This window comes from Ursidibacter sp. B-7004-1, from assembly GCF_053654055.1.
In genome coordinates this window covers 73352-90684 of sequence record NZ_JBSIUP010000006.1, presented here as the reverse complement: position 1 = coordinate 90684, position 17333 = coordinate 73352, and the positions used below count along the sequence as shown (strand labels likewise).

Sequence of the window (17333 nt, the reverse complement as noted above, 5' to 3'; positions counted from 1 at the left end):
AGAAGCAGAGCGTCAGCGTCAAGCGGAAGAAGAACGTAAACGCCAAGAAGAAGCAGAGCGTCGACGTCAAGCGGAAGAAGAACGTAAACGCCAAGAAGAAGCAGAGCGTCAACGTCAAGCGGAAGAAGAACGTAAACGCCAAGAAGAAGCCGACCGTCAGCGTCAAGCGGAAGAAGAACGTAAACGCCAAGAAGAAGCAGATCGTCAACGTCAAGCGGAAGAAGAACGTAAACGCCAAGAAGAAGCAGAGCGTCAACGTCAAGCGGAAGAAGAGCGTAAACGCCAAGAAGAAGCAGAGCGTCAACGTCAAGCGGAAGAAGAACGTAAACGCCAAGAAGAAGCCGACCGTCAACGTCAGGCAGAGGAAGAGCGTAAACGCCAAGAAGAAGCAGAGCGTCAGCGTCAGGCAGAAGAAGAGCGTAAACGCCAAGAAGAAGCAGAGCGTCAACGTCAAGAAGAAGCCGAGCGTCAACGCCACGCAGAAGAGCGTAAACGTCAAGAAGAAGCAGATCGTCAGCGTCAGGCAGAAGAAGAACGTAAACGCCAAGAAGAAGCAGAGCGTCAACGTCAGGCAGAGGAAGAGCGTCAACGTCAGGCAGAGGAAGAGCGTAAACGCCAAGAAGAAGCAGAGCGTCAGCGTCAAGCGGAAGAAGAACGTAAACGCCAAGAAGAAGCAGATCGTCAACGTCAGGCAGAAGAAGAGCGTAAACGCCAGGAAGAAGCGGACCGTAAGCGTCAAGCGGAAGAAGAACGTAAGCGTCAAGAAGAAGCCGACCGTCAACGTCAGGCAGAGGAAGAGCGTAAACGCCAAGAAGAAGCAGAGCGTCAGCGTCAAGCGGAAGAAGAACGTAAACGCCAAGAAGAAGCCGACCGTCAACGTCAAGCGGAAGAAGAACGTAAGCGTCAAGAAGTAGAGCGTCAAGGTCAAATTGAAAGCGAGCGTAAATCTCAAGAAGAGGCAGAGCATCAAGGTCAAATTGAAAGTGAGCGTAAATCTCAAGAAGAGGCAGAGAGTCAAGGTCAAATTGAAAGCGAGCGTAAATCTCAAGAAGAGGCAGAGCATCAAGGTCAAATTGAAAGCGAGCGTAAATCTCAAGAAGAGGTAGAGCGTCAAGGTCAAATTGAGAGTGAGCGTAAATCTCAAGAAGAGGTAGAGCGTCAAGGTCAAATTGAGAGTGAGCGTAAATCTCAAGAAGAGGCAGAGCATCAAGGTCAAATTGAAGAAGAGGCTAAACGCCAAGAAAAAGTTCAAAAAGAGGGAATTAGTAAATACACAAATACAGCGGTATCGGATCTTGCAGTTTCCATTCAGTCAATTACAAATACTGGAGATAGCATTAGACAGCATTTAACAAATATGAATATGCCGAAAGAATATACAGATGTATGGGTAAATACGAAGTCATTGAATGGCAACTATCATTCTGATAACTACAGAGATTACTCAACAAAAGGGAAGCAAAATCAAATAGGTGCTGATTTTAGATTGAGTGATTCTTTAGTGGCTGGGGTTGCATTGACTGAGTCGAAAGGTAGCCACCGTTTTGCAGATAGTTCTAGTGAGCAGTCTAGATTGAGAATGCTTTCTTCTTACGCAAAATATCAGTTACCAAGCGGAGAATTTGCAGCTGTTGATATTAGCTGGGGTAAATTGAAGAATAAAATTTCTCAAGATGGTCAGCTAGAAATAGTGAATAGAGATCTAACGCAAGTTGGTCTTACTGCAGGTAAAGCCTTTAACTTAACTAACCTAGAAATTAAGCCATTTGCAGGTGTTCGATATAGCTATCTAAGTAAAGCAGCTTATCAACAAAGTGGAGCAAACATTGAAACAGATAGCTCGAAAGTAATGTCTTATTTAATGGGCGTTAATGTAGGTTATACGTTAAAAGTAAATCAGGATCTAGAGTTTAAACCGCTCGTTTCTTGGAGCTATGCGATTCACAATAGTCATAATCAGATTAAAGTGAATGGCTATAATTTCAACCTTGAATCAGATAAACAGCATACTGTTGATGCTGGCTTAGCGGTCAAATTTAAAAATATTCAACTAGATGTACTGGGTGGTATTAGTCAAGGTAAACAAATGGGTAAACAAAAACGCTTTAGTGCTAACTTATCCATTTCGTTTTAATAGAAAAACGTCTAGTTCCTAGATAGTTATATGATAATAGTATGGCAGGTAATCAATGATTAGATCACCTGCCATATTTTGATCTAACCGATAAAAAGTTTAAAAATTCTCTAATTGTGCTAGCAGTATGTAGTAGAATAGCATCTAGATTTTTTTGTAGAATGAAATGTATTTTAATAAGGATATAAAATGTCTGTACTTGCACGTTATCACTCTTATGAATCTTGTGGAACAGTTGATGGGCCTGGGATTCGTTTTATTCTTTTTTTGCAAGGTTGCTTAATGCGTTGTAAATATTGCCATAACCGAGATACTTGGGATCTTGATGGTGGTAAAGAAATCAGCGTAGAAGATCTAATGAAAGAGGTGGTAACTTATAAACATTTTATGAAAGCCACTGGGGGCGGTGTAACCGCTTCTGGTGGAGAAGCGGTGCTACAAGCGGAGTTTGTAAAAGAGTGGTTTAAAGCCTGCAAAGCCGAAGGGATAAACACTTGCTTAGATACTAATGGTTTTGTTCGCCATTATGATCAAACTATTGATGATTTGTTAGATCATACCGATCTTGTATTACTCGATTTAAAGCAACTGAATGATCAAATTCATCAAAACTTAATTGGTGTACCCAATAAACGAACCCTTGAATTTGCACGCTACTTACAAAAGCGTAATCAACTGACTTGGATACGTTATGTGGTTGTGCCAGGTTATACCGATGATGATGATTCGGTACACCGTTTAGGGCAGTTTATTCAAGGAATGCAGAATATTGAGAAGGTCGAGCTGTTACCTTACCATCGCTTAGGGGCTCATAAATGGGAAACCCTAGGGCATAAATATGAACTTGAAGATGTAATGCCACCAACGAAAGAATCCCTTGAACATATTAAAGGGATTTTAGAAAGTTATGGGCATACGGTGAAGTTTTAAATCACTTCTTATAAATATCTTCCCCGTCTCTGCGAGTTTTGAGTAAGCGTAAAATCCAGACATATTGTTCTGGATTTTTTTCAACAAAGTACTCAATAATGCGGTTCATTTCTCTCGCAGATTGTTCTGGGCTTTCATCAAATTCAATTTGTGGCAAAATTTCAATTTGATAAACGCCTTTCTCGGCGTTGTAAATTGGAAACATTGGAATAACAACGGCATTGGTTACTCGTGCCATTTTGGCTAAACCTGGTAGGGTAGCCTTTTCTGTGGCAAAGAATGGTGCATAAACACTAAGTTCTTCCCCATAATCTTCATCGGGAAGAAAGTAGCCTAAATTACCTTTACGCACATCATTTAAGAAAGGTTTAATTCCGTTTTGACGAGTATGCATTTTCCCTCCAAAACGCTCACGAGTTGCATTCCATAACCAATCGACTAATTGGTTTCGATGTGGGTTATACATTGATACCATTGGCATTCCATAAGTGTGCATCACAATGCCTGACGCATCAATCGCCCAAGTATGTGGAACAAGCAAGATCACGTTTTTTCCTTTTGCTCTTGCCTCTCGGACAATCTCTAAGTTAGAAAAGGCACTGCGTTTTTGGATATGTTTCACCGAGCGAATGGCAATTTCGCCAATACCCAACATTGTTTGGGCAACAGTAATAAACATTTTTTCGATAACTTCTGCTCGCTGTTGCTCACTCCAATCAGGAAAACAGTAGCGTAGATTGACATCAGCACGATGATACTGTTTTTTACCTTTCAATCGTTTGGTAACAATTTTGCCTACCCATACACCAAGTTTATCTCGTAGTCGAAAGGGAACGTAAGCCAAAATAATTAACCCGATAACGCCTAGCCACACGCCCCAATATTTAGGGTGTAAAAAGTGCCAAGAAAATTGATGTTGATAGCCAACTTGTTGTGTAAAACGTCCCATTGTTATCTCTCTTAATCATTATTTGCGTTTTTGGTCAATCTTATTTTTTAAGGCAAGAATAATCCCTAAACCAATAAAAGCCCCTGGGGGTAAAATTGCCAGTAATAGACCGCTTTCAAGCTGAAGTAGGTCAATTTTTAAACTTTTTGCCCATTCGCCGAGTAATAAATCTAATCCGTCAAATAGCGTACCATTGCCGATAATCTCACGCAATGCACCTAACAAAACTAGGCTTAAGGTCACACCAATTCCCATTGAGAAACCATCAAAGGCAGAGTGAATGAGATTATTTTTAGAGGCAAAAGCCTCGGCACGCCCAATAACAATACAGTTTGTTACAATCAATGGAATAAAAATACCTAATGATTGATAAACAGGATACGCAAACGCATTCATTAGTAGCTGAATAGCGGTAACGGCTGTTGCAATAATCATTACATAAATAGGAATACGAATATCGTGTGGTGTTACCTTGCGAAAGAGCGACACACAGCTATTGGTAATAATCAGCACTAGTAGCGTTGCTAAACCTAGTCCTAACGCATTGGTCACGTTATTTGACACTGCAAGTAGCGGGCAAAGCCCAAGTAGTTGGACTAAAGCTCCATTATTTGACCAAACACCTTGTGTGAAAATATTTCCCCATATAGATGTTTGCGGAGTTTGGGGAATATCGTCATCAATTTGTTGAATTGGAATTTGATTATCTGTCATACCTTGCCTTTTCTACTCTTTACACTGGGTAAAGTTTTCAATTAACTGTGGCTGTTGATTAAGTACTGTAATCACCCATTTTGCAGTTTGTCGAACGTTGTTTACTACCGCTCTTGGTGTGATTGTCGCCCCTGTAAACTGATCAAAATCACCACCATCTTTTTTAACTGTCCAACGATTTTCATCAGCTAGGCTGAATGTTTTATCATTAAAACTATAAATCCAGTTAGAAATTCGAGTTTCAATTTTGTCGCCAAGCCCCGGAGTTTCTTTATGCTCTAATGTTCGCACGCCTAGCACTTTTCCATCAGGTTGAATACCGATAAGTAGAACGATATTCCCCGAATACCCATCAGGTGCGGTAGCTTGTAATGCGTAAGCGGTAAGATCTTGCCCTTTTTTTGCACTATATATTTTATTGAGATAAGGTGCATCAGGTAACTTAATTGTTTTGCAACTGGCTAACAGGTCATTATCAAAATAGTGTTGCGGTATGACTTCAAGTAGTAGATCTCGCTGCTGTTGTGCGACTACTTGGTCTATTCGCCCTTTGGTTAAAAGATAGATCCCTGTTGAAACGGCTGCACAGATTAGGGCGATTATCCCTAAAATTAGGGCATAAGTTGTAGTAATTTTAGACGTTTGCATTATTTTCGTCCTTGTTTTGTGCCGTATAAACGAGGTTGAGTGTAGTGATCAATCAGCGGTACACAAATATTGGCTAACAACACTGCAAAGGCAACACCGTCAGGGTAGTTACCTAAATAGCGGATCAAATAAACTAATAGTCCGACCAATGCTCCAAAGATCAATTTACCTTTCGGTGTAATAGATGCAGATACAGGATCGGTCGCAATAAAAAATGCACCAAACATCATCGCACCACTGAATAAGTGAAGTGGCATTCCCCAGATTGCATCACTGTTTTGCCATAAAAAGAGATCGTGAAGTAAACTAAAAATCGCAAAGGTCGATAACATTGCCACTGGAATTTGCCAATGGATAATCCGCTTGTAAATCAGAACTAATCCACCGAATAAAAAGGCTAAATTGATCTGTCCCCAACCGCCAAAGAATACTTTTTCAAGTAGCTCATCAAATAACATAGCACGATAAATGCTATCTTTAATACTTGTCATAGCTGTTTTTGAGCCATCTAATACCGTTGCGGAAGAAATGCCGTCCACACTTTGAATAAGCTGGTGAATAGTAAAGCCATCAGTGGTTACGCCTTGAAAGATCAAGGAAAAACTATCAGCTAAAGTAGGTGCTTCATTCAGTAGTGCTGTCGGCGGTAGCCACGCAGTCATTTGTACAGGGAAAGAAACGAGCAGTAACGCATAGCCGATCATTGCAGGGTTAAATAAATTCTGCCCCAATCCACCATAGACGTGTTTGGCAAGTAATAAAGCCACAATCATTCCGATGGTGATAATCCAATAGGGTGCATAAGGGGGGATTGCCATTGCTAAAATAAAAGCGGTTAAAATACCTGACATATCTTCCACATAGAAAGCGGTCGGTTTCTGGCGAAGTTTTGCAACAGCAATTTCAATAATAATGGCTAAACTTACCGCTAGTGCGATTTGAATAAGCACACCGTACCCAAAGAAATACCACTGCACAAAAAGTGCAGGTAGCATCGCAACAATCACCCATAGCATAAAATTAACGGTGAGATTGCTTGAGTGAGTATGGGGTGAGCTGATCATTTTGAACATTGGTATATTTCCTTGTTATATATCGCCCATTAAATTTTCGGCAAATGTAGATTTAATCGAATAGTGAGCATTCGGATTGCAATCACGGTTGTGACGGTTGCTACATCAATCCAATTACTTTCAAAACCAGCCTCGCGGAACAAAATAAAGATAATACCACCGATTAAACTGGCTGTAACATAGACTTCTTTTTGTAAAATAATAGGTACTTCATTACGCAAAATATCGCGGATCAGTCCACCAAAGCAACCTGTTACCCCACCAAGTGCGACACAAATTAGCGGATGTAAACCGAAATCAAGCCCTTTTTGCACGCCAATAACCGTAAATACGCCTAAGCCGATGGCATCAAAAATCAGTAATCCTTGTTGCCAACCTGCTTTATTTAAGCTGTTGCGAAAAATAGCAGTGATGATTACTGCAAGTGCAATCATCAATACATAGATCGGCTGTTTCATCCAGAATACTGGGGTGCTACCGATCATTACATCACGCAATGTACCGCCACCGACACCTGTTACAAAGGCAAGTACAAACATTCCAAAAAGATCCATTTTGTGCTGTCTTGCCGCAATTGCCCCTGAGATCGCAAAAACGATAGTACCGATCAAATCTTGGATAAAGAGAAATGACCAAGGGAAAGCAGGAATTAAATCGTGAATTGGGTTCATTACGTTTCCTTATGTTGCGTTATTTATTGTTATTCTGTTGCATTTCTTTTTTCGCTTTGGCTCTTGCGATTGCAGCTGCCACAGCCGCTTTGCGTGGGTCAGTTTCCGCTGGCGTTTCGGTTGCAACTGTTACAGGTGTTTCCATATTTGCATTTTGTAGCTCGGAACCGACCGCTTGCTGTGCTTCTTTTCTTGCTTTGGCTCTTGCGATTGCAGCTGCCACAGCCGCTTTGCGTGGGTCAGTTTCCGCTGGCGTTTCGGTTGCAACTGTTGCGACAGTTTCCATATTTGCATTTTGTAGCTCGGAACCGACCGCTTGTTGTGCTTCTTTTCTTGCTTTGGCTCTTGCAAGAGCAGCCGCCACAGCTGCTTTGCGTGGATCGGTTTCCGCTGGCGTTTCGGTTGCAACTGTTGCGACAGTTTCCATATTTGCATTTTGTGGTTCGGAACCGACCGCTTGTTGTGCTTCTTTTCTTGCTTTGGCTCTTGCAAGAGCAGCTGCCACAGCCGCTTTGCGTGGATCGGTTTCCGCTGGCGTTTCGGTTGCAACTGTTGTAGGTGTTTCCATATTTGCATTTTGTGGCTCGGAACCGACCGCTTGTTGTGCTTCTTTTCTTGCTTTGGCTCTTGCAAGAGCAGCTGCCACAGCCACTTTGCGTGGATCGGTTTCCGCTGGCATTTCGGTTGCAACTGTTGCGACAGTTTCCATATTTGCATTTTGTGGTTCGGAATCGAGCGCTTGTTGTGCTTCTTTTCTTGCTTTGGCTCTTGCAAGAGCAGCCGCCACAGCCGCTTTGCGTGGATCGGTTTCCGCTGGCGTTTCGGTTGCAACCGTTGCAGATGTTTCCACATTGGTTTGTGGATCGGCACTTTCTGTTTGTTGAGCTTGTTTTGCTAAACGTCTTGCCCTACGTTGTGCCATCAACTCACTATTATCAGGCTCCCCATTGGCTTTGGCTTGAATAGTCGGAGTTGATTGCTCATTGCTATTTTCGGTATTTTCCGCTTTTTTCGCCTTAAGACGCTCAAGTGCAGCTTTAACTGGGTCTTCCCCAACACTGTTGGCAACTTCTTCTCGGCGTTTTTCTGCTGCCTGTTGAATACGGGCAGTTCTTGCTTCTTTTTCTTTATTTAAGCGAGCTTCTCTCGCTTCAAATCGTTGTTTGGCTTCTTCCGCTTTGCGTGCTTTTTCTTCAATTTCGTGAATTTTGGTTTTTTCTTGGCGGAAGTATTGGATAAGTGGAATATAACTTGGGCAAACGTAAGCACACACACCACATTCAATACAAGCATCAAGATGATATTCTTTTGATTTATCGTGATCTTCAGCACGAGCAAACCAGTAAAGCTGTTGTGGCAATAACCCAACAGGACAAGCATCAGAACAGCTTGAGCAACGAATACAGCTTCGTTCTGCTTGTGGTGGGGCATATTCAAAATGATCAGGTGCAATTAAACAGTTTGCTGTTTTGGTAATTGGGGCTTGTAAAGATGGTAGGATAAAGCCCATCATTGGCCCACCTAAAAAGACAGGGAAACGTTCATCAGCTTGGTAATCTACTTGTTCTAATAAATGGATAACAGGTGTTCCCAGTCTTGCCCACACATTACCTTTATTGCGAATTTTATCGCCTGTTAATGTTACTACACGTTCAATTAAAGGTTCATCATCAATAACCGCTCGTTTAATGGCAAAAGCTGTTCCCACGTTGTGCATTACAATGCCCATTTCGATGGTACGTTTACCTTGTGGGATTTCTAATCCTGTCAGAACTTGCACAAGTTGATCGCTTGCACCAGACGGATATTTGGTTGGGATAACTCTTACGCTAATGTCATTTGCACCTTTTAGTGCTTTTTCAACCGCTTGTATTGCTTTCGGTTTATTATCTTCAATTGCAAGCACCACTTCTTCAGGACGAAGAACATAACGTAAGATACGAATACCTTCTATCATCTCTGCTGTATAATCTTGCATCAATCTATCATCGCAAGTGATATAAGGTTCACACTCTGCACCGTTGATAATTAACACTTTGCAACGTTTATCAGCATATTGTAATTTGCTTGATGTCGGGAACACCGCTCCGCCCAAGCCGGCAATTCCAGCTTGATAGACTTTCTCGATAATTTGTTCACCAGTTAAACTTAAGAAATCATCAATAGGTTGGCGTTCAATCCATTGGTCTTTGCCGTCTGTTTCGATGACAACTGTCAGTTCGGCAATTCCTGATGGGTGGCAAGAAACATAAGGCTGAATAGCGATAATTTTACCTGATGTTGGGCTGTGTACAGGTAATTGTCGGTAATGTTCACCACGAGTCAAGGCTTGCCCTTTTAGGACGTTATCCCCGACATTCACAATAAGATCACCCGCACTACCAGCGTGTTGCACCACTGGAACATAAAAATATTTAGGTAAATGAAGCGTACGAATAGGTTTTTGGTTCGATTGCTGTTTCATTTCTGCTGGGTGAATTCCACCAGGAAAATCCCATAGTTTATGCTGGCGGATACGATCTAATACATCATTTTGCATTAACATCAGCTCCCCCAGTTTGTTCTATTTCAATCGGTTTATTACCTACAACCATTCTTTTTTCAATATCCGTAGTATTTAGAATTGGGATTACTAAATCCGCATCAAATTTCCAATTCCAATTTTTTATGGTTTTCTTCTCTGAAATCATTTCAATACAATCGGTCGGGCAAGGGGCAACGCATAACTCACACCCTGTACAGAGATCGGCAATCACAGTGTGCATTGCTTTATTTGTCCCGATAATCGCATCAACAGGGCAAGCCTGAATACATTTGGTGCAACCAATACACATATCTTCGTGGATAAGTGCAACTTTTGTTTCTGGGGTTTCACCTTCCATTTCAGGTACATCAACCCCCATTAAATCGGCAATTTTAACTACTAATGGTGGACCACCTGGCACGCATTTGGTGATAATATCGCCGTTTGCAATAGCTTCCGCATAAGGCTTACAACCAGGATAGCCACATTGCCCACATTGGCTTTGCGGTAATAGGGCATCAATTTGCTCAACAATAGGATCGGTTTCCACTTTTAATTTTATGGACGAGTATCCTAGTACCGCTCCAAAAATAAGGGCGATAAGGGCAATAATACCAATGATGTAATAAATAATTTGAGAATCAATCATCAGATTTTGACTAAACCAGTAAAGCCCATAAAGGCTAATGACATTAAGCCTGCGGTAATTAACGCTATTGATGCCCCTTGAAATGAAGCGGGTACATCAGCGGCAGCTAAACGCTCACGCAGGGCTGAAAATAATACGAGAACAAGTGAAAAACCAGCTGCAGCACCGAATCCATATAATACAGATTCCACTAAATTATTAGCTAAATTCACATTGAGTAAAGCAACACCAAGCACTGCACAATTTGTAGTAATAAGCGGTAAATAAATACCTAATAAGCGGTAGAGTGTCGGACTTGTTTTATGAATAATCATTTCTGTGAGCTGCACGATCACTGCTATCAGTAAAATAAAGACTAAAGTACGCAGAAAATGAGCATCTAATGGTGTCAGAATAAAGGTTTCAACTAAGTATGCCGCTAAAGAGGCTACGGTTAAGACAAAGGTTGTTGCCATTCCCATACCTATTGCTGTTTCAACTTTTTTGGATACCCCCATAAATGGGCAAAGCCCAAGAAATTTAACTAACACGAAGTTGTTAATTAAGGCGGTACTAATTATCAATAAAATATATTCAACCATATCCCACACATTTATCGCAAAAATGGGGCGTATTATCCGTTTTTTCTGTCAAATGAACAACAAAATTATCAATAAGCGGAGAGTTACTCAGTAAATTTTGCAAAAAATACGATTGAATGAAGTGGATTTTGAGAATTTTTTAAATTTGTAAATAAAAACAGTTATCATTGACTTTGATCTTAGATAAATTTAGACTACTTTACGTTCACCCCCTGAAGTTTTTGGGGCATTTATCTCACAAAAGAGGATTTTTTATGAAAAAAGTACTTTCTACTGTGGCATTAGCCGTTTCTGCATTTGTTTCAACTTCAGCTGTTGCAGCCAATGAAGTCAATGTTTACTCTTATCGTCAGCCATACTTAATTGAGCCGATGCTGAAGGATTTTGAAAAAAATACAGGCATTAAAGTAAATGTGATCTTTGCAGATAAAGGGTTAGTGGATCGTGTAAAACAAGAAGGTGAATTAAGCCCTGCAGATGTACTTTTAACTGTTGATATTAGTCGTGTGATGGAAATTGTAAACGCAGGCTTAGCACAAAAAGTGGATTCTAAAGTATTAGAGAAAAATATTCCTGCACAATTCCGCGATTCTAACGATGAATGGTTTGGTTTAACAAAACGTGCTCGTGTCATCTACACATCAAAAGATCGTGTAGGTAAATTACCAGCAGGTTTCGATTATTTGGATTTAGCAAAACCAGAATACAAAGGTAAAGTTTGTGTTCGTTCTGGTAAAAACTCTTACAACGTTTCTCTCTTTGCTTCAATGATCGAACATTACGGTGAAGAAAGAACCAAAAAATTCTTAGAAGGTTTAAAAGCAAATCTTGCACAAAAACCACAAGGTGGCGACCGTGATCAAGTTAAAGCCATCAAAGAAGGTATCTGTGATTATGCATTAGGTAACAGCTACTACTACGGTAAAATGTTAGAAGATGATAAACAAAAATCGTGGGCTGAATCAGCTATTATCAACTTCCCACAAGGTCAATACGGTACTCACTTCAACATCAGTGCTGTGGCTGTGGCAAAACATTCTCCGAACAAAGCAAATGCAGTGAAATTAGTTGAATATTTAAGTGGTGATAAAGCTCAACAACTTTATGCAGAATTAAACCACGAATATCCAGTAAAAGAAGGTGTTTCACCGTCTAAATTAGTTAAAGGCTGGGGCGAATATTCAGCAGACGCAATCAAACTTGAAGATATTGCGAAAAACTACGAAAAAGCTTTAAAATTAGTTGATGAAGTGAAATTTGACGACGTTAAATAATTCATTTAACCAAGTATGATAGCGGTCAGAATGGAATGATTTTTTGCAAAAAATGAGATAAATCTTACCGCTAGTGAATAATCTGGACGCTCTCGGGCGTCCAATTACATTTTAAAAAGAGCCTTTTTCGGAATGAAAAATCGTTTTTTAGCGTGGCAAAATACCGCTGTATTTGCCACTTTGATTGTATTACTCCCGTTGCTAGCTATTGCTTATCACGCATTTGACGGTGAAATGGAAAATCTCACGCATTTATGGAATACAATGCTTGGGAGCTATGTTACTAACTCCAGTTTGTTAGTGATAGGTACAGTCTTACTTTCTCTCCTATTTGCCTTACCATCAGCGTGGATTGTGGCAAATTACCAATTTTTCGGACAGAAAACATTACAGTGGTTATTGTGTTTACCTTTAGCAATGCCAGCCTATTTAATTGCTTTTCTTTATACGGATTTACTTGATTACTCAGGTGCATTCCAAGAAATGTTACGAAACTTATTTGGCTGGAGTACACCGCAAGATTATTGGTTTCCTAAAATCCGCACCCTTTACGGTGCTTGTTTCGTACTCGCTTTAGTGCTTTATCCTTATATTTTTCTATTAGCTCGTGTTGCGTTACTCGAGCAATCAGAAAATTTAACTCATAGTGCTAAAATGCTAGGTGCTACTCCAAGCCAAATTTTCCGCCGAATTACCTTTCCTCTCATTCGTCCTGCTATTGCGGTCGGAATGGCATTAGTCGCAATGGAAACATTAGGTGATTTTGGAACAGTCTCTTATTTTGCTGTTCCAACTTTAACTACTGCTATTTATGATTCTTGGCTAGGTTTTCACGACTTAGGCACAGCAAGCCGAATTTCGATTTTTATGTTATTGATGATCTTCTTGTTTATCACTTTAGAACAATACAGCCGCCGTAAACAGAAGAGTTATCAACGTGGTTATGAGAAGAAAAGTGCTTTTAAACGATTAACAGGCTGGAAATTATACCTAGCATACTGTTGGTGCTGGGGATTGCTTGCTATGGCATTTTTTATTCCATTAGGGCGGCTACTTTACTGGGCTTACGATTATTTTGAACAATCTTGGAATTTAGATTTTGTGCAATTTGCTTTAAATAGCTTGAAAGTATCGTTGATTGCCTCTGCGGTTACCGTAGCGATTGCCTTATTGTTGCATTTTGCTCATCGCCTCTCGCTCAATAGCAAATTTTGGTTAAAAACAACCCGCTTATCTTTGCAGGTTTCTTCATTAGGCTATGCAATCCCTGGTACAGTACTGGCAATCGGTTTACTTTCACCTTTAACATTTGCCGATCATCAATTACACGCATTATTAAAATCATTGGAATTATCGCCTGTGGGGTTAATTTTCTCTGGTTCACTTTTTGCTTTGGTATTGGCTTATACAATCCGCTTTTTAGCAATGGCGATTGGTAGTCTTGAAACATCTCTTGGGCGAATTTCACCGTCTTTGGATATGGCAAGCCAAACAATGGGTAAAAATGGTGTAGTAATGTTTAAGAAAATTCATATTCCATTGATTTCAAAAGGGATTATTACAGCGGCATTGATGGTGTTTATTGAAAGTATGAAAGAGTTAAATGCGTCATTGTTACTTCGTCCTTTTAATTTTGATACGCTTGCCACCCACGTTTTTACTTTTACATCGGACGAGCAACTTGAACGAGCGGCATTGCCAGCAATTGTATTAGTGCTTGTTGGGTTAATTCCTGTTATTTGGCTAACCCGTTCGTTAATTTCACAATCTCAAAAAGAGCGATAATTCATAATGAAACTACTCGATATTCAACAACTTAGCTGTCAATTTGAGCAGACATCAGTGTTAAAATCACTGAACTTAGAGCTACAAGAGAATGAAATTGTCTGTTTATTAGGGGCAAGTGGTTGTGGCAAAACAACACTACTCAAAGCCATTGCAGGTTTATTGCCTATTCATCAAGGATCGGTTTTTTTGGCTGGGGAAGATTTGCAACATAAAGCAGTTGAAGAACGTAAAATTGGTTTAATTTTCCAAGATTATGCCCTTTTTCCCCATTTGAATGTGGAAGATAACATTCAATTTGGTTTAAGCAAATTACCTAAAGCGGAACAGCAAGCGATTACCCAGCAGATGTTAGCGGTGGTGAAACTACAAGGTTTTGAACATCGTTTTCCTCACGAATTATCGGGCGGTCAGCAACAACGTATTGCCATTGCTCGTGCGTTAGCTTGTAAGCCTCAGCTATTATTACTTGATGAGCCTTTTTCAAATATAGATAGCCAAACTCGTTATGAGATGATCCAAGAAATCAAACAGATTTTAAAAAGCCAAAAAGTACCTGCGATTTTTGTTACCCACAGCAAAGAAGAGGCCTTTGCGTTTGCGGATAAAATTGCGGTAATGGATCAAGGTAAGATTGTTCAATTCGGTACACCAATGGCACTTTATCATTCGCCAGTGAATAAATTTGTAGCCGATTTCTTAGGGGGAACGAATTATTTAAGCTGTCAGGTTTCGACGGAAAATATATTAAGTAGCCCAATTGGTGACTATAACTTATTCCCCGATAGTGAATATACTAGCGGGGAGTATCAGTGGCTACTACGCCCTGAACAATTGGTGATTAAACCAGAGTCAGACGGGAAAGGAATTGTCGTTGATAAGCTGTTCTTGGGGCAATTTTACCGTTATCAAATTGCAATCAATAATGTTGAACTCACCGCTTACCAAACGGCTGATCTTGCTCTCAACTCAACTGTTTCAGTTGGTTTTAAAGTAAGAGAATTGGTGCTGTTTTAATACACTAACCAGACAATAGTAGTCCCTAATTTGTTGTATTTACTAAACAGATACACGCAATATGCCCCTTGTATAAGGAACAGGTATAATAGAAAAAGTGTGGTATCACTCACTGCTTACAGGAAAATAAAGCACCAGTGTGAATGCTGGTGCAAAACTAAAAAGCTAGTTTGATAACCTTTTCGCTTCAAGTACATCATCGAGTTGTACAATTCGAGCTAACAGTTTACTTAACATTTGAATGTTGTTTAGCTCTACTTCGATATCAATAGTCGCAATACTACGTTTGGTATCTGTACGGCTTGAAACGCCTAATACATTCACTTTTTCGTTTGCCATAATACCGCTAACATCTCGCAGTAAACCGTTTCGATCATTCGCAATTACTCGAATAATTAAGCTAAAACCAGATGAGTAGGTTTCGCCCCATTCAGCATCGACTACACGCTCTGGATTACTACTTTGTAATTCATACAGTTGCTCACAATCAATGCGGTGAATAGAAATTCCCCGTCCTTGCGTAATGTAGCCAACAATTTCATCGCCAGGAATAGGCTGGCAGCAACGTGCGATATGGTGCATTAGGTTACCGACACCTTCCACCACAACAAATCCATTCTTACTTTGTTTTGGTTGGCTATTTTGGGCTTTGTGAGCTACTTGTTTTAAGATCGCTTCATCAGCTTGTTCCGCCGTGGTTTTTATCAACTTACTCTGCAAATAGTGCATTAGCGTATTTAAGCGAATATCTCCGCCACCAATACCCGCATAGAGATCATCAACCTGCTTTAAGTTATAGCGTGGTAGAGCATATTCTTCGATCTGTTTTTGGGTAAAACCGAATTTTGCCATTTCTGCTTCTAAAGCATCTTTGCCTAGCGGTATATTTTTTTCTCTATCCAGTTTTTTAAACCAAGCAATAATTTTGGATCTTGCTCGTGGCGTGTTCACAAAGCCTTGGTTTGGATTTAGCCAATCTCGGCTTGGGTTTGGATTTTTCTGTGTGATGATCTCAACTTGATCGCCCATTTGTAATAAGTAAGTAAATGGCACAATCCGCCCTGCAACTTTCGCCCCAATACAACGATGACCGATTTCGCTATGGATTGAGTAGGCAAAATCAAGAGGCGTTGCCCCTTTCGGTAAATCAACGACTTCCCCTTTTGGCGTAAAGACATACACACGATCATCAAAGACTTGAGAACGCATTTCATCAACTACATCACCTGCATCGGCAATATCTTTCTGCCAATCTAATAGTTTACGCAACCAGACAATTTTCTCTTCATAACCTGCTCGACCTGCACTAGCTCCTTCTTTATATTTCCAGTGAGCAGCAACGCCTAGCTCTGCATCATCGTGCATTTTTTGTGTACGAATTTGGACTTCAATCGCTTTATCGCCATCACCTAGCACCACAGTATGTAACGATTGGTAGCCATTAGGTTTAGGGTTTGAAATATAATCATCAAAATGCTCAGGTAAGTGTTTGTACTGTGTATGAACAATACCTAAGGCGGTGTAGCAATCCTCAAGGGTTGGAACAATAATCCGCACTGCTCGAATATCAAATAACTGATTGAATTTTAAATTCTTTTTCTGCATCTTCTTCCAGATGCTATAAATATGTTTAGGACGCCCATAAACCTGAACTTCCGTTAATTCTTCGTGTAGTGAAGCGGTGAGATCGGCGACAAATTTTGCAATATACTGTTCTCGATCTAAACGGCGTTCAGCGAGATCATACTTGGCAATTTGGCGATAAGTTTGTGGGTGTAAGGCTCGGAAACAATAATCTTCTAGCTCCCATTTTAACTGTCCAATCCCTAAACGATTAGCAAGAGGGGCATAAATGTGCGAGCACTCTTTTGCGGCTAAAACTAAATCTTCTTCGCTACGGCGATCAACATCACGCAAAAATACAATACGTTCGGCAAGTTTAATAACAACACAGCGGAAATCATCTACCATTGCAAGTAACATTCGGCGAATGTTATCAATTTGAACGTCAGAGGCGTGGCTTGCATTGAGTTGGCGAATGTTATCCATTTCCAATACGCCTTTAACTAGATTTTTGACTGCATTGCTGAAATCTTCTTTTACTTGAGCAAGATCGACAATATTGTGTTTAACAAGAGGGAAAAGTAAGGCAGCGACTAAGCTATCATCGTCCATATTTAAGCTATGTAAAATTTCTACCATCTCAATTCCATACCACATCAAATGGAATTGTTCGGTATCTAATTTTTCTTGAGCATATCGCCACGCAATCAGCAATTCTTCAAAGGTGATCAGCGACATTTGCAACCCAGCACTCCAGCTAGCCAACTCAAAATTATTTGGATCAAGTAGATGAGAATGACGAATCGCAACCATAGAAACGC

At 40.4% G+C, this 17333-nt stretch carries 14 protein-coding genes; 5 read left to right on the top strand and 9 right to left on the bottom strand.

Annotated elements, in window-relative coordinates; translation table 11 throughout:
* Together ACWIW0_RS03410 and pflA are read left to right on the top strand one after the other, a co-directional pair.
* Positions 1-2134, top strand: a 2134-nt coding sequence (locus ACWIW0_RS03410; RefSeq protein WP_454452204.1) for an autotransporter domain-containing protein, incomplete at its 5' end; no start/stop codon positions are given.
* 189 nt (positions 2135-2323) lie between these two features.
* A complete protein-coding gene (gene pflA / locus ACWIW0_RS03405; RefSeq protein WP_454451026.1) occupies positions 2324-3064 on the top strand; it encodes a pyruvate formate lyase 1-activating protein in 741 nt (246 codons plus the stop codon).
* A 1-nt stretch (position 3065) separates the two neighbouring features.
* Here pflA and lpxM read toward each other — a convergent pair whose 3' ends face one another.
* Genes lpxM through rsxA form a run of 8 tightly spaced genes read right to left on the bottom strand, consistent with a single transcriptional unit; the run spans position 3066 to position 10873 of the window.
* The gene (gene lpxM, locus ACWIW0_RS03400) at positions 3066-4013 is read right to left on the bottom strand and encodes a lauroyl-Kdo(2)-lipid IV(A) myristoyltransferase (RefSeq protein ID WP_454445075.1); all 948 of its coding nucleotides are present in this window, start codon (positions 4011-4013) and stop codon (positions 3066-3068) included.
* A gap of 18 nt (positions 4014-4031) precedes the next feature.
* Entirely contained in the window at positions 4032-4727 is a 696-nt protein-coding gene (locus ACWIW0_RS03395; protein ID WP_454452203.1) for an electron transport complex subunit E, read from the bottom strand.
* A 12-nt stretch (positions 4728-4739) separates the two neighbouring features.
* Complete coding sequence (rsxG, locus tag ACWIW0_RS03390; protein WP_454452202.1) at positions 4740-5375, bottom strand: electron transport complex subunit RsxG; 636 nt, start codon at positions 5373-5375, stop codon at positions 4740-4742.
* Positions 5375-6448, bottom strand: a complete 1074-nt coding sequence (rsxD, locus tag ACWIW0_RS03385) for an electron transport complex subunit RsxD (protein ID WP_454452201.1) — start codon at positions 6446-6448, stop codon at positions 5375-5377. The genes rsxG and rsxD overlap by 1 nt, the downstream gene beginning before the upstream one ends.
* Before the next feature lie 29 nt (positions 6449-6477).
* Positions 6478-7119, bottom strand: a complete 642-nt coding sequence (locus ACWIW0_RS03380; protein WP_218194703.1) for a trimeric intracellular cation channel family protein — start codon at positions 7117-7119, stop codon at positions 6478-6480.
* A 19-nt stretch (positions 7120-7138) separates the two neighbouring features.
* A complete protein-coding gene (rsxC, locus tag ACWIW0_RS03375) occupies positions 7139-9658 on the bottom strand; it encodes an electron transport complex subunit RsxC (RefSeq protein WP_454452207.1) in 2520 nt (839 codons plus the stop codon).
* The gene (gene rsxB / locus ACWIW0_RS03370) at positions 9648-10292 is read right to left on the bottom strand and encodes an electron transport complex subunit RsxB (RefSeq protein ID WP_454452200.1); all 645 of its coding nucleotides are present in this window, start codon (positions 10290-10292) and stop codon (positions 9648-9650) included. Before rsxB ends, rsxC begins: the two co-directional genes overlap by 11 nt.
* Positions 10292-10873 (bottom strand): electron transport complex subunit RsxA, encoded by a 582-nt coding sequence (gene rsxA, locus ACWIW0_RS03365; protein WP_454452199.1) that lies wholly within the window; start codon positions 10871-10873, stop codon positions 10292-10294. Before rsxA ends, rsxB begins: the two co-directional genes overlap by 1 nt.
* A gap of 254 nt (positions 10874-11127) precedes the next feature.
* On the opposite strand from rsxA, the gene ACWIW0_RS03360 reads away from it, so the two are divergent.
* From ACWIW0_RS03360 to ACWIW0_RS03350, 3 genes are all read left to right on the top strand, one after another.
* The gene (locus ACWIW0_RS03360; RefSeq protein WP_454452198.1) at positions 11128-12147 is read left to right on the top strand and encodes a Fe(3+) ABC transporter substrate-binding protein; all 1020 of its coding nucleotides are present in this window, start codon (positions 11128-11130) and stop codon (positions 12145-12147) included.
* Positions 12148-12279: 132 nt separating this feature from the next.
* The gene (locus tag ACWIW0_RS03355) at positions 12280-13932 is read left to right on the top strand and encodes an ABC transporter permease (protein WP_454452197.1); all 1653 of its coding nucleotides are present in this window, start codon (positions 12280-12282) and stop codon (positions 13930-13932) included.
* Positions 13933-13938: 6 nt separating this feature from the next.
* Entirely contained in the window at positions 13939-14949 is a 1011-nt protein-coding gene (locus ACWIW0_RS03350; RefSeq protein WP_454452196.1) for an ABC transporter ATP-binding protein, read from the top strand.
* Positions 14950-15114: 165 nt separating this feature from the next.
* Here the strand turns inward: ACWIW0_RS03350 and relA are convergent, their stop codons facing one another.
* Positions 15115-17325, bottom strand: a complete 2211-nt coding sequence (gene relA / locus ACWIW0_RS03345) for a GTP diphosphokinase (protein WP_454452195.1) — start codon at positions 17323-17325, stop codon at positions 15115-15117.
* Between the last annotated feature and the right edge of the window lie 8 nt (positions 17326-17333).